The following is an 18,365-nucleotide window of genomic DNA, read 5'->3' as shown; positions in this document are numbered from 1 at the left end:
GTCTCCCGGGACAAAGCGAGGTGGGAGCGGCGCTGCACAGCCCCCGCGGTGCCGCTCCAACCCCGGTCAGCGCGGCCGGCTCCCTCCCGGCTCGGCAGATGGCATTCCCCCGTGCCTCTGTCCTGGCGGCGGCCGCGCTGACCATTTTTGAAGGCCGGGCGGTGTCCCGCCTTTCCCGTTCTTCGGACTCCCAGGCAGCTCCACCGTTTCCGCCTTCGTCAAAGATCGCGGCAGGACGGGCCGTCGGAGCGCGTGCTATGAGGCGAGCTGTCGCGGTTCTGCTCGTCGTCAGCGCGCTTCCCGCGATGGCGCATGCCCAGACGATGGAGGATCGCGCCCGCGCGGCCGCGCAGGCGTCGCGTGCGAAGACGGGTGACAGCGATACGCTACTCAACACCACGATCACGCCGGCGATGAGCGGGCAGCCGATCGCGACCGTCGACAACAGCAAGACGTTCACGCCGACGATCGCCTGCCAGAAGACGCAGAGCCTGCTCGAAGTGTTGGTCCAGCCCTCGGCCAGCGGTGACATTGGTATCGTCCGGATCAGCCAAGACAAGGATTTCGACGGGACGTTCGACACGGTGAGCAACCTGCCCGTGCCGGTGTCCGGTATCTGCGCGAACGGCATCATCTCCTGCGCGCCCGGTACCTGGAACCAGTGCAAGTATTTTCGCTGGGATGTCGACTCGTCCAAGTCCTTGAAGCTGACCCAGGTCGACATGCCCGAGCTTTCCGGTTGCTACTGCGTCAACAATAGCTGCGGCGCCAATCTCGTCTGGAACAACCTCAATTCGGTGCTGGGCGATCTCGGCGGCGGCATGGTGGGCGCGCTCACTACCGCCGATCCGCGCATCGGCGTGGCGCAGGCACAGATCAATGGTCCGGTGATTGACTATGTCGGTGCCCAGTCGACCGCTTGCGCGAGCGACGGGACCGTCGCGCAGACGGCGTATAAGAACAACCCGGCCGCCATCCAGGGGGATGCCGCGTCGATCGCCGCCGGCAACAGCATCTTCCAGATGGTCGCGGCGTCACCTGCGGGTTCGGGAAAAGCGCAGCAGACCAGGGCCTGCACGATCGAGCGTCAGGTCAATGTCATCGACCCACAACTCGATGACATCATCGCCCGCACCGCCGGCGGTTATGCGACCAGCCGGACCGCCAACAACGTTGCCGATTTCCTAATGGGCTCCCCACCGGACAACAGCCTGAGCGGAGGGTCCTGCAGTCTCTTCGATTTCCGCATGACACTGCACGTATCCGACCCCGCGCGCATTCGGCAAGCATCCCTGGTCGAATGGTTCGCGGACGACTGGGGTCAGGTGCGGATCGACGGCAACCTCGTCGATTCGGGACCCTCGCCCTGGACAACCAGCGGTCTGCCGCCCGGAAAATGCGAGCTGAAGAAGACCTATTACGCTTTCCCCAATCTCGACCTGAAACCCTATCTGACCAAGGGAGACCACGAGATCTGGTTGCGGGCGGCGGTCAGCAGCGGTGGTGAGGCGTTCGCAGATGTCCATGTCGAGGTGGATGACAGCTGCGGTTCCACGGAGCAGCTCGTCGACCTGTGTTCAGGGTACGCGGCGGACAGCAAATGCCATCTCGACAGCGAGGATGTCGACGGCGTTGAGACCTTCCGGGGCGGCGTTGCCACCGGCCTGAGGCCCCTGCCCCAGACCTGGCTGTTCGGAGCCGACCGGTGCACGTTGCAGCTCACCCGCGACTTCTTCCTGCGCAAGCGCAACTATGTCTGCGAGACGGACAACGCGGCGTTGCCCGATCCGGACCTGAGCCGCGGCGCCTATATCATCGACCATTCGACCGAGACGTTGCTCGCTGACAAGCAAACCCAGGCGGATGGCAGCGTCACCACTACGACCCGGCCCTTCAGCCTTCCGGATCGGGGCAGCGTGCCCGCCTGCGAGACGATCTGCAAAACCCAGGCGCCCAAGGTCAACACCGCGGCGGCGCCCTCGGGTGTGATGGGAAGCCAGCAGAATGATCCGACAGGGATCGATACCTTCTATCATGTCTGCTCGGCCGACAATGTCTGCCCGACCGGACCCGGCGAGCAGATCGCCTCGGCCTGCGGTTGCCTCGACGATTTCCCTGAAGCCGTCGTGATGATGCAGACGGTCCGGCTCGGCGGCGCGGACATGACCTGCACGAGTGCCACGCCATGAAGAGCCTCTTCCTCACGCGATCCGTGCTGTTAATCTCGGCCATATCGGTCGTGAGCGCCCAGTCGGCGGCTTATGCGCAGGCGAGCGCCGCCGCGATGCCGCAAGCGCGCGCGGCGATCGCCATTCCGGTCGAGCCCACCGATCCGGTCGAACCGACCGACCCATCGGGCCCTACCGCGCCTACCGGTCCCGCGCCCACCAGCGCCAATGAAATGTGCGCGGTCGATCTGAACGGCAATGGCGATGCCGCCGATGAAGGCGAGACCGCGAGTTGCACGGCGACGGCGAGCGGCGGCTGGCAATGCCCGATCCGCGCTGTCGCCTGCACGGTGACGGGTCCGGCCACCTATGCCTGCCCGCTTGGATCCCAATTTGCGTGCGAAGTGCCCGCGGGCGGCGGGGCTCCGACCTGCTCGCCCGACGCCTGCATCGACACGGGCGCCAATCCGGTCGTCACCGATCCAGTCGTCGACGATCCGGGCGTGCCCAATGACGGCCAGGTCGACGCAGAGGGGAATTGCCTCGATCATATCGAGATTTTCTCGGGCCGCGCGCTGCGCTGCCGGCCGCCGGGCCTGCTCGATACCTTCGAGAATTGCTGCAAGGACAAGGGCAAGATCGTCAAGGACGGGATGGGCTCGTCGCTCACCTCGCTCAGCACCAAGATCGCGGTCGCCAAGGGCGTGCTGACCGGCATGAAGGCTGCCTACACCGCCTTCAAGGCTGGCGCGACCGCCAGTCAGGCGGCCACCGCCGGCCTTCACGGCATCATCGGTATCGATCCGACCTCGCTCGCGATCAGCCTGGCGATTAGTTTCATCATCGATGTACTGCTCCAGGGTTGCGACCAGCAGGACATGGAGACCGGCATGCTGCGGGGCTCGGGCATGTGCCATGAGATCGGCAGCTATTGCACCTCCAAGATCCTCGGCATCTGCATCCAGAAGGCCAAAGGCCATTGCTGCTTCAACACCAAGCTTGGCCGGATCATCCAGGAGCAGGGCCGGCCTCAGCTCAAATCGTTCAACGCGATCGGCTGGGGCACGCCGAAGAAGCCAATGTGCCGGGGCTTCACGCCTGAAGAATTTCAGGCCCTAGATTTCTCGAAGATGGACCTCTCCGAATATTATTTGGACATCGAGGCCCGGGCTCAATCCGACATCCAGATAGATATGAAGGACCGCGTCGATGCGTATATGCAGACGATCGGCAAGAATTAGCCTCGTCCTGACCCTGGCGCTGGGGGTGATCCCGGCCACCCAGGCGCAGACCGTGGCCGGATCGCCGCCAAGCCCACCGCCGGCCGACGCGCGCGCCAAGGCAGCCAGCGAAGGCGATGCCGCGATGGAGCGGCTCAAGCAAGCCGTCAGCGCGCAGAAGGGCCGCGCGACGACGGCGGAGCCCGGCCCATCGGTTCAACCTTCGGCCGAACTTCGTCGGCGGGCTTTCGATGCCGTGCGCCGACGTGCCCACTCGCCTGCGATGGATGCACGCGCTCGCGCAGCATACGCCGCGGGACAGGCTGGGCTCGATGCCGAGCGCGAGGCCATGGCCGCAAAGCTTGGCCAGGCCCTGGGCCTGAGCGCGCCCGACATGGCCGCCGTCGCGGGCGCTACCGCGCCGAATACTATCAAAGGGTGGGTGCCGGTCCTGTTCGCATCGTCGTCGATGCCGATCGCCACGCTTCGAACCTATGCCGCGCAGCTTGAGCGCGTGGGCGGCGTGCTGGCGTTCCGGGGTATGCCGGGCGGTCTTACCCGCGTTGGGCCCATGGCGAAACTGTCCGCCGAGATCCTGCGGATCGATCCCGGCTGCTCGGGCCCTGCGTGCGTGATGCGGAATGTCCAGCTGATCGTCGATCCGATCGTCTTTCGCTTGGCGGGCATCACCCGGGTGCCGGCGCTGGCGATGATCCCGGGCGATCCCACCCAGCCCTATTGCGAGCGCGACGCCGCCAGTCCGCCGATCGCTCGCATCGTGTTCGGAGACGCGAGCCTCTCCGGATTGCTTGAGGAATATGTCCGCCTTGGCGGCAAAGAGGAGGTGCGCGATGCTCAGAATCGCTTGGGCGCTCGCTAAATGGATCTGGCTGCAGCTGAAGGAGCTGCCGCTGCGCGCGGCGGTCGCGCTCGGCTGTAGCGGCCTCGGGGAACCACCGCGACCCGACCAGCTGTTGAAGGCCTATTGTATCGTGCTGCCGGTCGGCCTGCTGACCTGGTGGGCGATCCCGCAATTCACCCTCGTGATGACCCCATCGATCCATGCCTGGGCGGTGCGGGGCGATCCGGGCCCCATCCACAAGGGCGATCTCGTCTCGTTCATGCTCACGAACGCGGTCGCGGGACCCAAGCCGGTGTCGGTCACCAAATATGTGCTGTGCATGCCCGGCGAACGGCTCGACATGATCGAGAAGCCGTCAGTCGGAGGGCATACATGGGACGGCTGGTACTTCTGCGATGGCAAGCTGCTCGGTGTCAGCAAGCCCTACGGCCGCAAGGGACAGAAGCTCGATCATTATCAGCCAAAGGGCGTGATCATCCCATCGGGCTATGCCTATGTCGGTTCGAGCCATCCGGATGGATTTGACAGTCGCTATTACGGTCCCGTCGCCATCGACCAGTTGACCCGGATGGAGAAAATGCTGTGATTGCCCGCACGCGCTTACTGCGCGCGGCCCTCCTCGCCGCGAGCACCCTCCCCCTACCGGTGCAGGCCCAGGATCAAAGGCCGGCCATGACCGGAAAGGATGGATATTGGTGGTATCAGGCGCCGCCCAAGCCTGCCGAGGAGAAGCCCGATCCAGATGCGCTGGTGAAGCCGCTGATCCCGCCGATGGCCGAGCTCGCCACCTGGACGCCGCCGAAGATCCACAAGCTGATCGAGCAGCAGCGCGATTATGCCGCGACCGTCCTTACGGTGGATGCCGTCTCGGACTTCTGGAAGCTCGAGGATTTCGCGCGGCGCAAGGCTCGGGCGTTCGCCGGCGTGACCCAGATCGCGATGCTTCAGCATCCCGAACTCAATTCCAAATCGGCCAATCCGATGGTCGGCGATGCGCGCGACCAGCTCACCGCGTTCAAGGACGATACGCGCCGTCAGTATCTTCGGGCCCATGCGTCGGAATTCGCGCTCGTCATGTTCTCGAGGGCGAGCTGCGGCTATTGTCAGGTGCAATGGCCGATCGTCCAGCGCTTCCAGGAGGAGATGGGCTGGCAGGTGACGATGATGGATATCGGCCGCAGGCCCGATGTCGGCCAGCGCTTCGGCGTCGAGGTCACACCGACGACGATGATCATCAGGCGGAACAGCCAGCAGCGCATGGTGATCGCGAACGGGGTCGAGGCGTATCCAAACCTCGCGCAAATGGCGTATCAGGCCGTTCGGCTGCTGACCGGCGACATTCGGCCTGAGCAGTTCATGACCGGCGCCGGCGAGGAGGACGGATTCTTCGACGCGCTCGCGAACGGCCCGGTCTCGGCGACCGATCCACGCGTGCTCGGGGGCGATCTGGTCAACACCGGCGGGAGTCCGCGGCCGTGACGCGGCGCGCGCTCGCCATTGCAGCCATGGTGTCCGCCGTTGTTGGTATCGCTGCGGGCGCGATGGCTCAATCGGCATCGGCAGGGCAAGATGCGGCGCGGCGCGCGGCAATCCATCCTGTTGCCGACGCTGCCAGCCTGCAGGCGTGGCTCGCCCGCGTCCCGCTGACGCGGCAGTTCCCGCCGGACTTCGCCGATACGTTACGCGGCCAGGCGCCGGCGTTCGTCATCGAAATGAGCACGAGCCCGGGTTGCGTACCGTGCGGCGATATGTGGACCAAGCTATCGGCCTTTGGCCGGCAATATGGCTGGCGCGTCGCTGCGATCGGCGGCCAGGAAGCGATGGTCCGTTCGGGCCGGCTTGGGCTGCCCTGGGTTGGCCATCCGGTCGTTTGGGTCCGACCGATCGCGGATTGGAACAGGATCGTGCCGATCGCGATCGGCACCGATCATGCGCCGAACCTCGCCCGCAACGTTTATCTCGCCGTCAAGATGCTGACGGGCGTGCGACCTGATGTCGGCCTTCGGGCCATGTCCAAATATACCGGGATCGTCGGCGTGGGCGCGCCGCGGAATCCGGCCAACCGAGGAGGCTGAGCATGGCGGGCCAGCACCTCTTTCATCTCACTCGAACCCGAGGAAGCCCGCCATGTCGCTTGCCGTTCCCAGACTCTATCGTCGTCTAGCTCGCCGTCTCTCGTTCAGCCTGTGCGGGATCGTCGCTGCGTGCGGCACCGCGGCCCCGGCACATGCGCAGAGCTGGGCGGAGAGTTGGTTCGACAACGCGACTTATACCTCTCCCGGCAGCTTCGAGGATCAGACGCGCGGGTATGTGACCGCGGGCGGCATGTCGGGGCGGGTGGATGTCCATAACGACTATCTGATGTCGTTGAGCCTGCCCAAGATCAAGGCCGGCTGCGGCGGCATCGACATGTTCCTGGGCGGTATGTCGTTCCTCGACCCCGACTATCTCGTCCAGAAGCTGGAGAGCATCCTTCAGGCGGCCCCCGCAGTCGCCTTCCAGTATCTGCTCGAGACGCTCGACGAGAAGATGGGCAACATCATTTCGAAGATGGAGGCGGCGACCAACTTTCTGAATTCGATCCAGGTCAATGATTGCCGGTTGGCCAACCGCGCTGTCCAGATCGCCAAGGGCGACGACAATATGAGCGGCATCATCGAGGAGATGACCGGCTACAAGTCTGTAAAGGAAGGGTTCGCCAAGAGCTACCAGCAGAGCCGCGAGAAGATCCAGGCGAACCAGAACAACCCGACCGAGGATCTGAAGGACGCGCTGCAGAATTGCCCGGCCGAAGTCACCGACATCTTCCGCACAGGATCGCTGCTGTCGCATGCGGCTTCGCGGGTCGGCGCCGGCGACTGGGCGGATGTGATGCGTGCGCGCGTCGGCGACGTCTATATGCGCTGGGACCCGACCGACAAGGTGCCGCTCTTCTCGGCAATCCCCGCCTGCCCGAAACAGGATACCGAGTCGGCGGACGATTTTCTGAGCGGCCGGGTGCAGAAGCGCGCGCTCAATGTTCCGCCCACTGCCGGTGATTGCAGTCAGGACGGGACGAAGGGGGCGCTCGAACTCGCGCGCACCCGGATGGAGTCGATCGCTGACAAGATCAGGACGCGCGGTGGGCTTTCGGCTGATGAACGCCAGTTCGTCGCCAATGTCAGCACGCTTCCCGTTTATCGGATGCTCGAATGGGGCGTCCGCCAGGGCGTCCAGGGCTCGGTCATCAGTGATACCGATGAGTTGGTCGCATTTACGCTCGCCTATCAGATGCTGAACGACCTGACCCGCTCCATCGACTTCGCGCTCAGCAATGCCGAGCGTGGGACGACGGCGGCCGGCGCTGCCAGTGCGACGAGCACGAATATCTGCCAGACCCGCATCCTGACCAAGGGCATCGAGCAATTGCGGGACCTGCGCGAGGAGGTCCTCCGCCAGCGCGCGCAGATGCGTCAGTCCTATCTCGCGGCGCTAAGCCAGGCGAACCTCTCGACATCCTATGCCGGGCTTCTCCGTCAGCGCGATCGCGATGCGCGCGACGCCGCCGGTACCGCCGCGAACCGCAACCAATAGGTGCTCCAATGATGCGTCGGATCCTTCGTCCCGCTGTCACAGCTGCCGCATTGCTCGCCGCCTCGCCGGCCTTTGCCGTCGACACGAGCTTCTATACTTATGACGGATTCGCCGAGACGGTGGATGCATTCCGCCTCGTCGCGATGATCTTTGCCGACCCGCGTTACGAGACGCTGGTCGTTGTAATTGCGACGATCGGGATTGCGGTGGGAGCGACGCTGACCGCCATTCGTGGCCAGGGTATGGGGCTTGTCGCCTTCGGCTTTCAGATGCTGGTCGGCATCGGCCTGTTCGTCGGTATGATCGCGACCACCGGGACGGTCCACGTCTATGACAAGGTGCGCAACGCCTATCAGCCGGTCGGCGGCGTCCCCAATCTGCTCGTGCTGGTCGCCGGCACGACCAACCTGATGGAGCGCGCCCTGGTCGAGACGATCGACGACAACACGCTCGATCCGGATTCCAAGATCGAGTTCGGCGCCGGGGGGCACACGTTCGACCTGTTCTTCAATGCCGTCGCGCCGCGTGGCCCGATGACCGACACCTTCCTTGATGCAACGATCAAGGACTATGTCCGGCAATGCTATCCGGTCGCGCGCGTGTCGCCGGCTTACGGCATCGACGATGACAAGTTGTTCCGCACGACAACCGATCTGCCAGCCGCGTTCGCAGCGATGGCGGGACCTGCGACCTTCAGCACGGTCTATACGGCGGCGGACAAGGGCGGCACGACGAAGAGCTGCGACGAGTCTTGGCAATATATTTCTGACAGGCTCTCCGATCCGACCTTGTTCGACGATTACACCAGGCAGGTTTGCCTGCGGACGGGCTTCGACGCGACCGATGCCAATCAGCTCACTCGCTGCCGCGCCCAGCTCGGCGAGGTGGGCGGCATGATGATGGGCTCTCCGCTGTCGCTTCAGGCATTCATGACAGATGTCCTGCTCGGCAACACCGTGGGCGACGTCCTGTTCGAGGATAGCCCGGCAACAGCGGCCCGGGTCATGGCCAATCGCGCCGTAATGTCGAGCGGTCTTGCCACGATGTCGGTTGCAAACGAATGGATGCCGACGATCCGCGCGGTCGTATTCGGCATCATGCTGTTCATGATCCCGATCGCGCTTCTGTTCATCCTGACGCCGATCAACCTTCGGGTCATGAGCTTCGCGCTTGGGCTGTTCGTGTTCGTCGCCTTGTGGGGCGTGATCGATGCCGGCATTTACCAGCTTACCCTTGGGCGCGCGATGGGCGCGCTTGCCGAGATGCGCTCGAACGCCAACGGCGCCAACGCCTGGCTTCTCGCCCCTTCTTCCGCGCAAAAGGCCCTTGCGATCTTCGGCAGCTTCCGCACGGCGGCGGCGGGCCTGGCGGGCGCGTTCGTGTTCACGGTGTTCCGGTTCTCGGGGAATGTCTTCACGGCGTTCACCAGCGGCGCGCTCGGCGTCCAGGGTCAGGGCACTGCCGCCGCGTCGCCTATGGGCACAGCGGAAGGTCGCGCCTCGGCCCTTGAGGCACAGGCGTCCGCGTTGGGCACATCCGCGCGACGCGGGGCTTCGTCGAGCTTTGGTGACTTTGGCGAGCGATCGACATTTGGCGCCAACCGCAGCTTCGGCGCGGCGAGCACGATGTTGGGTGAGCGCAACAGCGGGGTGCCAGGAGTGCCGGCATTCGGCATGGGCGGGATCGACGCGGCGCGCGAACTTGGCGGGCTCGCACCGGCGCTCGTCAATGGGGATCTGTCCAACCCTGCGACGCAACGCGCAGTCAGGGCCAACGCCACGACGGCCGCGTTTCAACAGTTCGCCGAGAAGGACGCGCTCCGGGCTTTGGGTACAACCTATTTCGGTTCCGGTCAGGCTGGTGAGCGCGCCTTCGCTGCGTTCTCGCAGCATCTGGTGCAATGGCGCGCCTTTGGGGATCAGCGCGCTTACGACATGATGCAGCAGGGCGCGACGCGGGCCTTCGAGCGAGGCGGCTACTCGCCGAAGGACGCTGCGCTGAAGGCGTCCGGTGTCATCGCTCAGGCCTCGGCGGACCCGACCTTTGCAAAGCTGACCGCCAATGCCTTCGACCAGGAAGCGATGCTCCGCAATGACATCACCTCCGCGCAGGTCCAGGTCGGTGCTATGGAAGGGCGGCGCGATTTCGCCGGCAACAAGGTCGCCGGCATCGAGCGCGGAAACGTGGCAACCGAGCAGGCCCATCGGACCGGCACCAACCAGGGACAACGCGACGCCGCCGGCATGCTTGGCCTGTCGGTTCAGGAGACCAGCCGCCGCATCGGCTTTATCAACGCGCTCGCCGGCGAAGCGCGCTCTTCCGCGATCACCCAACTCTCCCGCGCGACTGGCCGCAATGAGGCGCAGGTCGAGCACGCGCTCGAAACCTATAATGCGTCGACGCAACTCGGTACGGCGGATGGGGCCACCGCGGAAGCAGGACGCGAGGGAACGAGTGTCTACGGACGGACGCGCGAGACAGCCGGGTTCGATTTTGCCGAGCGCGCGGGCAAGCTCGACGCGCAACGCGAAGTTGGGCGGGACGGTACGAGGAGCGCGGCGCGCATCGGGGAAGAGCGTCGACAGTCGGACAATTTTGGGTTTGCGGAGGGCGCGGAGGCGGCAGGCGTCTCGACGCGCGAAGCTGCGCGGCTCGATAGCTTCATCCGCACGCTTGCCGGGACGGCCGGCAATCAGGTCGATATGGCTGACGGCGGCGCCGGTGGGATCGCGGATCGCGCGCGTAATGAGCGTACGTCTCGAATCGTCGACAATCAGCGCCTGACGCGAATGCAGGGGCTGCTGCGCGCCAATGGCATCACGATGACGAAGAAGCAGCTAGCGATGAGCCAGAATGGCGACCTTGCCATGAACGTAACGCCAGAGGTCGCTGGTCAACTGCGCCGCGCCGGGCTGATCAATGACAGCCAATATGGTGCAATTGCCGGTGGCGGTTCGGCGCGGTTCAGTTTCGCCGATAATGACCTCTTGGTGTCGAGCAGCACGGGTTTCACTAGATCGGCGCGTAGCGACACCAGCACACGCTTCGAAGCCGGCAAGCAGGCCGGCCCTGACACGATCGAGCATTTCCTCGGTGGCGGTGCCGAAGGAAAGGCCGCCATGGCCCATTGGCTCAAGGGCGGGTTCGAGATGGACCGCCAGGGGAATTGGCGGCTGAAACCGCAGGTCGCCGACACGCTCGAACGGGATGTTCAAGCAATTATGGCTCAAACCGGATGGTCGCGGAATATCACTCGTCGCGCGGAGGACAGCACCACTATGGGAACCGATGTCGGTCTTTCGGTTTCAGCAAGCGCGCAGCGCGGGTCCTCCAAGGGTGGCGGAAAAGGGAGCTCGGCATCTCTTTCCGGCGGCGCGGGCGGTTCGTTAGGTTTCGCAGGCAGCGACCGCGGAACAACTTCAGAGAATGCCGACGCTACACTAGACATAGTGAATTATGACGTGAGAGGAGCCGTAGCTTCCGCAGAACGCGCGGCATCTCGCTCGCCCAATCCGGAGCAAGCTTTTACACGAGTTCTCTCCGATCAGTTGCTTGGCGACCGTGGATTGCGGAACCGGTACCTCGAGAACGCTGATTCCGCGCGTGGGACAGCCGATATTACCGGACCCCTTACCTCGATCGAGCAATCGTCAGTCCTAGGCAGCGGCAGATTTTCGGATGATCTCGCTAACGGCCCGTTTGATGGTGATCCAAAATTCAAGGAGCGGCGGGATAAATGAAACTATTTCATATCATCTAGGGAACCCCTGAGCAAGTAGGCCTTGCAGAGGCAATGATGGAATGATTCTCTTCGCAAAAGGAGGGCCGCATTAAGCAGGGTCGTTTTTCAGGGATTGGGATTTCACGGCCACGCAAACAGACGCGGCTGGCGGTATTTCTGGATCAGATGGCGGCTGTGGTTCCGTGGGAGCGGTTCGAGCAGTTGATCATTGCGCATTACCCGGTGGTGGGGCGGGGGCGTCGTCCTTATCCGTTGCGGTCGATGCTGAAGATCCATTTCATGCAGCAATGGTTTGGCCTGTCCGATCCAGCGATGGAAGAAGCGCTGTGGGAGACGCCACTGTTGCGGGAATTTGCAGGGCCTCGACTTCGAGGGCGTACCCGACGAGACGACGATCTTGAAGTTCCGGCATTTGCTTGAGAAGCATGAATTGAGCAAAGCGCTGTTTGACGAGATGACGGCGGTTTTGACCGAGCGCGGTTTGCTGTTGCGCCAGGGCACGATCGTGGATGCGACTTTGATCGCCGCGCCGCCATCGACCAAGAACCGCACGAAGTCGAGCGATCCCCAGATAAAGCAGACCAGGAAGGGCAATCAATGGTATTTCGGCATGAAGGCGCATATCGGCGCAGACGCGGCTTCGGGCTGCGTGCATTCGGCCGAAATGACATCGGCCAATGTGCATGATAGCGTGGCGACCGATGCCTTGCTTTACGGCGAGGAGGAAATTGCCTTTGGCGACAGCGCCTATGCCAGCAATGAGCGTTCGCTCGAAGCCGATCGAACCGAAGCCGACGTCGTCTGGGCCACGCCCTTCAAGCGCAAGAAGGGCCAGGCCCTGACCGATGAACAGCGCCGGATCAACCGGCTGACGTCTTCGTTCCGCTCCAAGGTCGAGCATGTCTTCCGGGTCGTCAAGCGCCAGTTCGGCTACACCAGGACCCGTTATCGCGGACTGTACAAGAACAACCAGCAGATTTTCTGCCAGCTCACCCTGGCCAATATCTACATCATGCGCGAGCAATTGGCCTGAACTGCAGGCTAATTGCGCCCGCAGAACGGGAAACGGCCCGGAAAACAGCCAAATACCGACGGAAATAGGCCGAAAATCCACAATATTGGCCAAATTCGCGCACCGCAAGGAGCGCGGCGCGGCAAAGCTCACCGTTGACGCCGCACGACGCCCAATTCTCTACCTGCGCAGAGGTTCCCTAGATATCGCCAGTGGTTGGGCGAGCGAGGATCGAGGGGGTCGGCCATCGGGTCGAGGTATCCACCAACGGAGCGCTTCGGAAACAACTCGTCATGAGATGGCTCGACCCATTCCCAGCCGTAATATTCCATCCACGCCGGTACAAAGCGCACTCCAAGAACCATCAAAGCGGTGAACGGATAGAGGGCGATATTGAGATAGCCGGCCACCGCGGTCGAATAAGCATCGTCGAGAACTGGGCTCCAATAGGAGGCGAGTTTGCCCGTCCAATAGATAGCGATGCTGGCCCACCAGAGTTTCGCATACCAGGGGCGCCACAGCCAGGCCGATGCTCGGGGCCGCGACCGCACAGCGCTCGCGTCCAATTCTGCCTGTTCGCTCATGACGTCGACTGGGCCCATGCCGGATCCTTTCTGCCGTGGAGAATACCATCGGCAAGGAAAGATTGGAATCCCGTCATGGCGAACTTCGGCTCCAATTCACGTCCTATGGTCATTCCCTTGGCGAGCGGCCGACCGCCCTTTCCCACTTCTCTCCTCACCCTGGAGTGGTCTGTTGTCGAGTTGCCTGATCCTCGGAGACAGCATCGCGATCGGTGTCGCCGCAGCGCTGCAGATCCTTCATTTCGGAGGGTGCGATGTCCTGGCGCGGAACGGGGCCTCTGTCGGGTCAATAGCGGCAATGGCACCTTCAATCGGGTATCGCCAGGTCGTTGTCTCAGCAGGCTCCAATGATCGTCTGAGCCCGTCGCGTGCACGCGACCTTGTCACACTGCGACGTAAGCTGTGGGGCGCAAAGGTTACGTGGATATACCCTCGGCAGCCGACGCCTGCATGGGATGTGTATCGCGTGGCGCGGCGTTTTGGCGACCGGACGGTCGATATAAAAAGCGCCGGCTCGAGGGACGGTGTCCATCCGCGAAGCTATATCGCGGTGGCACGCGCAATCCTTTTCCAAGCGGACCGGGCTAATTTTCAACAGTCGCGCTGGCGATCGGTAGGCGGGACGATGCGATAACGCCATCAGCGTTGACGTTACCTGCCCTGTTAGCGCCGAAGGAGATCGGTGAAGGCGATCTGTCCATCAAAGAGCGCCCGCACGATCAAATAGGCGCGCTGCGCGTTACCATAAGCCCGCCTCACCCCCTCGACATGTTCATGGGCGGTCGATCGCGATACGCCGAGAATATTGCCGATCTCCCGGTCGGTCTTTCCCCTTCCGACGAGGACAAGCGCTTCCATCTGTCGCGGCGTAAGGTCCGGTACAACGGTATCCTCAAGCCTCAATTTCTTCCGCATGATCCGCCTGGCTGCTTCGAATGCAAATGTACCGCACAGTTGGGCGATTGGCAGTGCGTTTTCGTGGAGTTGGTCGAGCGATCGCGCCGCGAAGGAGCATGTTCCCTGATATTCACCGGGCAGATGCACAGGCACCGTGAAACCAGCGCCAAGGCCGAAGCCGATGGCTTCCGAAAGAATCTGCTTGTGACGGGGCGTCAGACGGATGATGTCTCCGACGTCGTGCCACGAGAAGCCATTGACGGTCTTGGTACTTGCAAGATGGATAGGATCCTCCGCGAAATATGCGCGCTCGAGGACATGGGATACCCAGTCTTCGTTATAGGTCGATAACCGGATTGCTCCTTGCGGCGGGCACGTCAGGTCAACATGGTGGCCCATCGCAAACTGCGAGAACCCGAGCATATTGGTGACCCGCCTTAGGGCTTCATTTAAATCGTCTTCGGTCAGAACCGAGCGAAAGGCCTTAAGGAAGTGGTTCAGATCCAGTTTGGTCAACATAACGGCAGACCCTTCTAAAAGGAGGAATGCCTCTCGAGCCCTCTCCTGAACCGTGTACTTTTGAGCGAAAATCTCTTTCATTTCGTCGCAGGCCGAGTCTTCCCGATACCGCTAACTAGATGTGTTGTTCGCTAATTTCGACCAACAGCTCAAGGAACGTGGTTATCTCGCTATGGGCGGTCAGATCGTCGAAGCGACACCGGTGGCCGCGCCAAAGCAACACCGCGCCAGGATCCAGACCCTTTTTGATCAGCTATCGGGCAGTGTCGAGTTCGTGTATATCTGCCCGATGTGGGGAGCTTCGCTATGAAGCTCTGCCGGGCGCCGGATGCAGATCCAGGTCGCCTCCTGCAGTACCTTCGTCCAGCGATCCCACCTGCAGTTCCTTCACGACGATCTCGCGGATGGCTGTCTTCAGCAGCTTCCCGGTCGCGGTATGCGGCAGCTCCTCGACGACCAGCACATCGTCCGGAATACTCCATTTGGGAATCTTACCCGTGTACAGTTCGACCATGTCCTGACGTGAGAAATTCATCTCCGGCTTGAGCTGCACGATGAGCACCGGGCGCTCGCCCCAGCGCTCGTCCGGCTTGCCGACGACAGCGGCCTCTTTGATGGCCGGATGGGCCTGGGCGATATTCTCCAGCTCGATCGAGCTAATCCATTCGCCGCCGGATTTAACCACATCCTTGGTGCGGTCGACGATCTGGATAAAACCATCGGCATCCATGGTCACGACGTCGCCCGTGTCGAACCAGCCCTCTGCCGCGTGCGCCGGGCTGATGGGGCTGTTGTAGTAGCCGGCGGCGACCCAGGGGCCGCGCACGAGCATCGAACCGAAGCTCTTGCCGTCCCTCGCGATCGGCTCGCCATCGGCGCCCTTGATGCAGAACTCCATGCCGAAAAGCGGCCGTCCCTGCTTGGCCTGCAGCGCCAGTTTCTGTTCGGCCGGTAGTCCTTCGTGCTTCGTCTTCAACGTCGCGGCGAGGCCGATCGGGCTGGTCTCGGTCATCCCCCAGGCGTGCCGGACCATGACACCCTTGTTCTGGAAGCGGCTGATCATGATCGGAGGCGAAGCGGAACCCCCGATCGCGACGCGCTTCAGACTTGTGAACGATTGGGCGTGCGAGTCCATCCAGTCCAGCAGTGCGAGCCAAACGGTCGGCACACCGGCGGTAAATGTCACGCCTTCCTGCTCGAACAACTCATGCAGGCTGGCGCCGTCCAGCCTCGGCCCCGGCATAACAAGCTTGGCGCCGACCATCGGTGCCGCGAAAGGGACACCCCAGGCATTGACGTGGAACATCGGCACGATCGGCGAGGCCGAATCCAGGGCCGAGAGTCCCAGCACATCGGGCAGCGCGCAGGTCATGGCGTGCAATACGCTGGACCGATGGCTGTAGAGCACGCCCTTGGGCTCGCCCGTAGTCCCGGAGGTGTAGCACAGGCCCGACGCAGTATTCTCATCGAGATCCGGCCACTCGTATTCGTCCGATTCTCCCGCGATCAGTGTCTCGTAGCAGACGAGACCGGGAAGGATCTCGGATTTCGGCATATGGGCTTCGTCGGTCATGATGACGACGGCCTTCAGATCCTTCAGCCTGTCCGCCAGCACTTCGAGGATCGGCAGGAACGACAGGTCCGAGAAGAGGATCCTGTCTCCGGCATGCGCGATGATATAGGAGATCTGCTCTGGGAAGAGGCGCGGGTTGATCGTGTGGCAGACGAGGCCGGATCCGGACACGCCATAATAGAGCTCCATGTGCCGATAGCCGTTCCAGGCCAGTGTTCCGACCCGGTCGCCGTTTTCGAGGCCGAGGCGTCCGAGGGCATTGGCGAGCTTCTGCGCGCGCCTTGAAAGCTCGGCATAGGTATAGCGGTGGATCGGCCCTTCCACCGTGCGCGATACGACCTCCGTGTCGCCGTGATAGGCCGCCGCGTGTCGCAGAATCGACGACACGAGCAGCGGCGAGTGCATCATCTGTCCAAGCATCACATTTCCTCCCAAGGAATTTCTGATCAAAGCAGTTCGGCTTCGATATCCATCAAAGACGCTGCCCCGCTGATGATTGCCGCCTCCAGCCAGAGCGTCTGCGGCAGCACCCGCTCTGCGAAGAACGTCGCGGTCGCCAGCTTGCGGCGATGAAGCGGAGTCTGTCCGGTGGCCGCCTGGGCCGCCATCCGGACCCACACCCAGCCGAAGGCCACGAGTGCGAAAAGGCGCAGATAATCGGCGGCGGCAGCTCCGGCCTCCGCGGGCGCGGCTCGCGCCGCGAGAAGGTGGCGCGTCGTGGTTTCCAGGCGACCGAGCGCCTGGGCAGTGGCCTTCGTGATGACACCCGCTGCGGGTAAATCCGCAGCTGTACGCAGATCCTGCTCGATGAGCGCGAAAAAGCGCGAGGCCAGCGCGCCATCCTCCATCGGCAACTTGCGGCTGACGAGGTCGAGCGCCTGAACGCCGTTGGTGCCCTCGTAGATCTGCGTAATGCGCGCGTCTCGGACGAACTGCTCCATGCCCCATTCGCGGATGTAGCCGTGGCCGCCGAGCACCTGCTGCGAGGCCACGGCCGTCTCGAAGCCGAAATCGGTGAACGCTGCCTTCACAACCGGCGTGAGCAGTGCCACGAACCCGTCGGCTTCCCTGCGCGCGGCCTCGTCAGGATGCCGGGCGGCGATGTCCATTTGCATGGCGGTCCAGATCGCCAGCGCCCGGGAGGCATCGGCCAGGCTGCGGCCGGTCAGCAGCATCCTGCGTACGTCGGGGTGTTCGATAATCGCAACGGGACCGCGGGTGCCGTCTGAAGAACGGCCCTGAAGGCGCTCGCGTGCGTAGCCCGTGGCCTTCTGGTTCGCCGCTTCTGCGATGCCGAGTCCCTGGATGCCGACAAAAAGACGCTCGGCGTTCATCATCGTGAACATGGCGTTGAGGCCGCGGCCCGCCTCGCCGACGAGCCAACCGATCGCGCCGTCGTAGTTCATGACGCAGGTCGGCTGCGCGTGAATGCCCATCTTGTGTTCGAGCGACCCGACGGACATGTCGTTGCGCGCTCCGAGCGAACCGTCCTTCCCGATGAGGAACTTCGGAGCCAGGAACAGGCTGATGCCCTTGACCCCCTTCGGCGCGCCCGGCAAGCGCGCGAGGATCAGGTGGATGATATTGCCGCCGAAGTCATGGTCGCCGGAGGAGATGAATATCTTCGTGCCCTTGATCCGATAGGAGCCGTCGCCAACGGGCTCTGCCTTCGTTGTCAAAAGGCCGAGGTCGGTACCGGCCGCGGCTTCGGTGAGCGCCATTGCGCCAGTCCATTCGCCGGAGATCATCTTCGGCAGATAGGTCGCCTTGAGGTCCGAGTTCGCGTGGCGGGAGATCGCCTCCACCGCGCCTCGGGTGAGCCCGGGGAACAGGCCGAAGGACAGGTTCACGGAGGAGATCATCTCATCGACCAGTATCTGTACGACGCGCGGCAGACCCTGGCCGCTATATTCCGGATCGCCCGAAAGACCGGCCCAGCCGGCCTCTACGAATGCCCGATAGGCTTCGGGAAAGCCCTTCGGCGTGGAGACGGCCCCGTTTTCAAGCCGGCAGCCCTCCTCGTCGCCGGACCGGTTCAGCGGTTCGAGCACGCCGACGCAGAACTTGCCAGCCTCATCGAGAATCGAGACAGCGAGGTCCGCGTTGACGTCTTCGTGGCCCGGCAGCCTCCGCATCAGGCCGTCGAAGTCGAAGACCTCTCCGAGCAGGAAGGTTATGTCGCTGACAGGCGGTGCATAGGATGTCATTGTTCTGT

At 63.2% G+C, this 18,365-nt stretch carries 13 protein-coding genes and 1 pseudogene; 10 read left to right on the top strand and 4 right to left on the bottom strand.

Annotated elements, in window-relative coordinates:
• Nucleotides 1-257 precede the first annotated feature (257 nt).
• The 9 genes from D0Z70_RS17160 to D0Z70_RS17120 all read left to right on the top strand — a co-directional run bounded on the left by D0Z70_RS17160 (nucleotide 258) and on the right by D0Z70_RS17120 (nucleotide 12,598).
• Nucleotides 258-2,189 carry a hypothetical protein gene (locus D0Z70_RS17160; protein WP_220475662.1) on the top strand — a complete coding sequence of 644 codons (1,932 nt, stop codon included), beginning with the start codon at nucleotides 258-260 and terminating at the stop codon, nucleotides 2,187-2,189.
• A 212-nt stretch (nucleotides 2,190-2,401) separates the two neighbouring features.
• A complete protein-coding gene (traN, locus tag D0Z70_RS17155) occupies nucleotides 2,402-3,409 on the top strand; it encodes a conjugal transfer protein TraN (RefSeq protein ID WP_033964806.1) in 1,008 nt (335 codons plus the stop codon).
• Nucleotides 3,378-4,268 (top strand): type-F conjugative transfer system pilin assembly protein TrbC, encoded by an 891-nt coding sequence (locus tag D0Z70_RS17150; protein ID WP_033964758.1) that lies wholly within the window; start codon nucleotides 3,378-3,380, stop codon nucleotides 4,266-4,268. Before traN ends, D0Z70_RS17150 begins: the two co-directional genes overlap by 32 nt.
• A complete protein-coding gene (locus D0Z70_RS17145; protein ID WP_119748570.1) occupies nucleotides 4,240-4,836 on the top strand; it encodes a S26 family signal peptidase in 597 nt (198 codons plus the stop codon). The genes D0Z70_RS17150 and D0Z70_RS17145 overlap by 29 nt, the downstream gene beginning before the upstream one ends.
• A complete protein-coding gene (locus tag D0Z70_RS17140; protein WP_373278247.1) occupies nucleotides 4,836-5,729 on the top strand; it encodes a conjugal transfer protein TraF in 894 nt (297 codons plus the stop codon). The genes D0Z70_RS17145 and D0Z70_RS17140 overlap by 1 nt, the downstream gene beginning before the upstream one ends.
• A gap of 62 nt (nucleotides 5,730-5,791) precedes the next feature.
• Nucleotides 5,792-6,325 carry a hypothetical protein gene (locus D0Z70_RS17135; RefSeq protein WP_119748646.1) on the top strand — a complete coding sequence of 178 codons (534 nt, stop codon included), beginning with the start codon at nucleotides 5,792-5,794 and terminating at the stop codon, nucleotides 6,323-6,325.
• Nucleotides 6,326-6,377: 52 nt separating this feature from the next.
• Nucleotides 6,378-7,823 carry a conjugal transfer protein TraH gene (locus tag D0Z70_RS17130; RefSeq protein ID WP_025549891.1) on the top strand — a complete coding sequence of 482 codons (1,446 nt, stop codon included), beginning with the start codon at nucleotides 6,378-6,380 and terminating at the stop codon, nucleotides 7,821-7,823.
• 11 nt (nucleotides 7,824-7,834) lie between these two features.
• Nucleotides 7,835-11,563 (top strand): conjugal transfer protein TraG N-terminal domain-containing protein, encoded by a 3,729-nt coding sequence (locus D0Z70_RS17125; protein WP_119748642.1) that lies wholly within the window; start codon nucleotides 7,835-7,837, stop codon nucleotides 11,561-11,563.
• A gap of 89 nt (nucleotides 11,564-11,652) precedes the next feature.
• Nucleotides 11,653-12,598 (top strand): IS5 family transposase gene (locus D0Z70_RS17120; RefSeq protein WP_420820390.1). Its coding sequence is split into 2 segments (ribosomal slippage): nucleotides 11,653-11,930 and nucleotides 11,929-12,598, totalling 948 coding nucleotides; the frame shifts between segments, so codons are not numbered across the junction.
• A gap of 128 nt (nucleotides 12,599-12,726) precedes the next feature.
• Here D0Z70_RS17120 and D0Z70_RS17115 read toward each other — a convergent pair.
• Nucleotides 12,727-13,161: a hypothetical protein gene (locus tag D0Z70_RS17115; protein WP_025549893.1), complete on the bottom strand. Its 435-nt coding sequence runs from the start codon at nucleotides 13,159-13,161 to the stop codon at nucleotides 12,727-12,729.
• Between the two features lie 663 nt (nucleotides 13,162-13,824).
• Entirely contained in the window at nucleotides 13,825-14,577 is a 753-nt protein-coding gene (locus D0Z70_RS17110) for a helix-turn-helix transcriptional regulator (RefSeq protein WP_052192319.1), read from the bottom strand.
• 115 nt (nucleotides 14,578-14,692) lie between these two features.
• Between D0Z70_RS17110 and D0Z70_RS25840 the strand changes: the two are divergent.
• Nucleotides 14,693-14,809 (top strand): annotated as a pseudogene (locus D0Z70_RS25840) (IS5/IS1182 family transposase); the annotation flags it as partial.
• A gap of 72 nt (nucleotides 14,810-14,881) precedes the next feature.
• Here the strand turns inward: D0Z70_RS25840 and D0Z70_RS17100 are convergent.
• Nucleotides 14,882-16,570 carry a long-chain-fatty-acid--CoA ligase gene (locus D0Z70_RS17100; protein WP_119748563.1) on the bottom strand — a complete coding sequence of 563 codons (1,689 nt, stop codon included), beginning with the start codon at nucleotides 16,568-16,570 and terminating at the stop codon, nucleotides 14,882-14,884.
• Nucleotides 16,571-16,596: 26 nt separating this feature from the next.
• The gene (locus D0Z70_RS17095) at nucleotides 16,597-18,357 is read right to left on the bottom strand and encodes an acyl-CoA dehydrogenase C-terminal domain-containing protein (protein WP_119748561.1); all 1,761 of its coding nucleotides are present in this window, start codon (nucleotides 18,355-18,357) and stop codon (nucleotides 16,597-16,599) included.
• Nucleotides 18,358-18,365: the final 8 nt, after the last annotated feature.

The organism is Sphingobium terrigena (assembly GCF_003591655.1).
Classification (GTDB): Bacteria; Pseudomonadota; Alphaproteobacteria; order Sphingomonadales; family Sphingomonadaceae; genus Sphingobium; species Sphingobium terrigena.
Note: the sequence above shows the minus strand (reverse complement) of the source record. Positions and strands in the feature narration are given on the sequence as shown.

What these genes read in the sequence shown, in the direction of transcription:
- D0Z70_RS17150 (WP_033964758.1), top strand. Translation starts at nt 3,378, where the DNA reads ATGCGTATATGCAGACGATCGGCAAGAATTAGCCTCGTCCTGACCCTG.
- D0Z70_RS17110 (WP_052192319.1), bottom strand. Translation starts at nt 14,577, where the DNA reads ATGTTGACCAAACTGGATCTGAACCACTTCCTTAAGGCCTTTCGCTCG.
- D0Z70_RS17160 (WP_220475662.1), top strand. Translation starts at nt 258, where the DNA reads ATGAGGCGAGCTGTCGCGGTTCTGCTCGTCGTCAGCGCGCTTCCCGCG.
- D0Z70_RS17145 (WP_119748570.1), top strand. Translation starts at nt 4,240, where the DNA reads ATGCTCAGAATCGCTTGGGCGCTCGCTAAATGGATCTGGCTGCAGCTG.
- traN (WP_033964806.1), top strand. Translation starts at nt 2,402, where the DNA reads ATGTGCGCGGTCGATCTGAACGGCAATGGCGATGCCGCCGATGAAGGC.
- D0Z70_RS17095 (WP_119748561.1), bottom strand. Translation starts at nt 18,357, where the DNA reads ATGACATCCTATGCACCGCCTGTCAGCGACATAACCTTCCTGCTCGGA.
- D0Z70_RS17115 (WP_025549893.1), bottom strand. Translation starts at nt 13,161, where the DNA reads ATGAGCGAACAGGCAGAATTGGACGCGAGCGCTGTGCGGTCGCGGCCC.
- D0Z70_RS17130 (WP_025549891.1), top strand. Translation starts at nt 6,378, where the DNA reads ATGTCGCTTGCCGTTCCCAGACTCTATCGTCGTCTAGCTCGCCGTCTC.
- D0Z70_RS17125 (WP_119748642.1), top strand. Translation starts at nt 7,835, where the DNA reads ATGCGTCGGATCCTTCGTCCCGCTGTCACAGCTGCCGCATTGCTCGCC.
- D0Z70_RS17100 (WP_119748563.1), bottom strand. Translation starts at nt 16,570, where the DNA reads ATGCTTGGACAGATGATGCACTCGCCGCTGCTCGTGTCGTCGATTCTG.
- D0Z70_RS17135 (WP_119748646.1), top strand. Translation starts at nt 5,792, where the DNA reads ATGGCTCAATCGGCATCGGCAGGGCAAGATGCGGCGCGGCGCGCGGCA.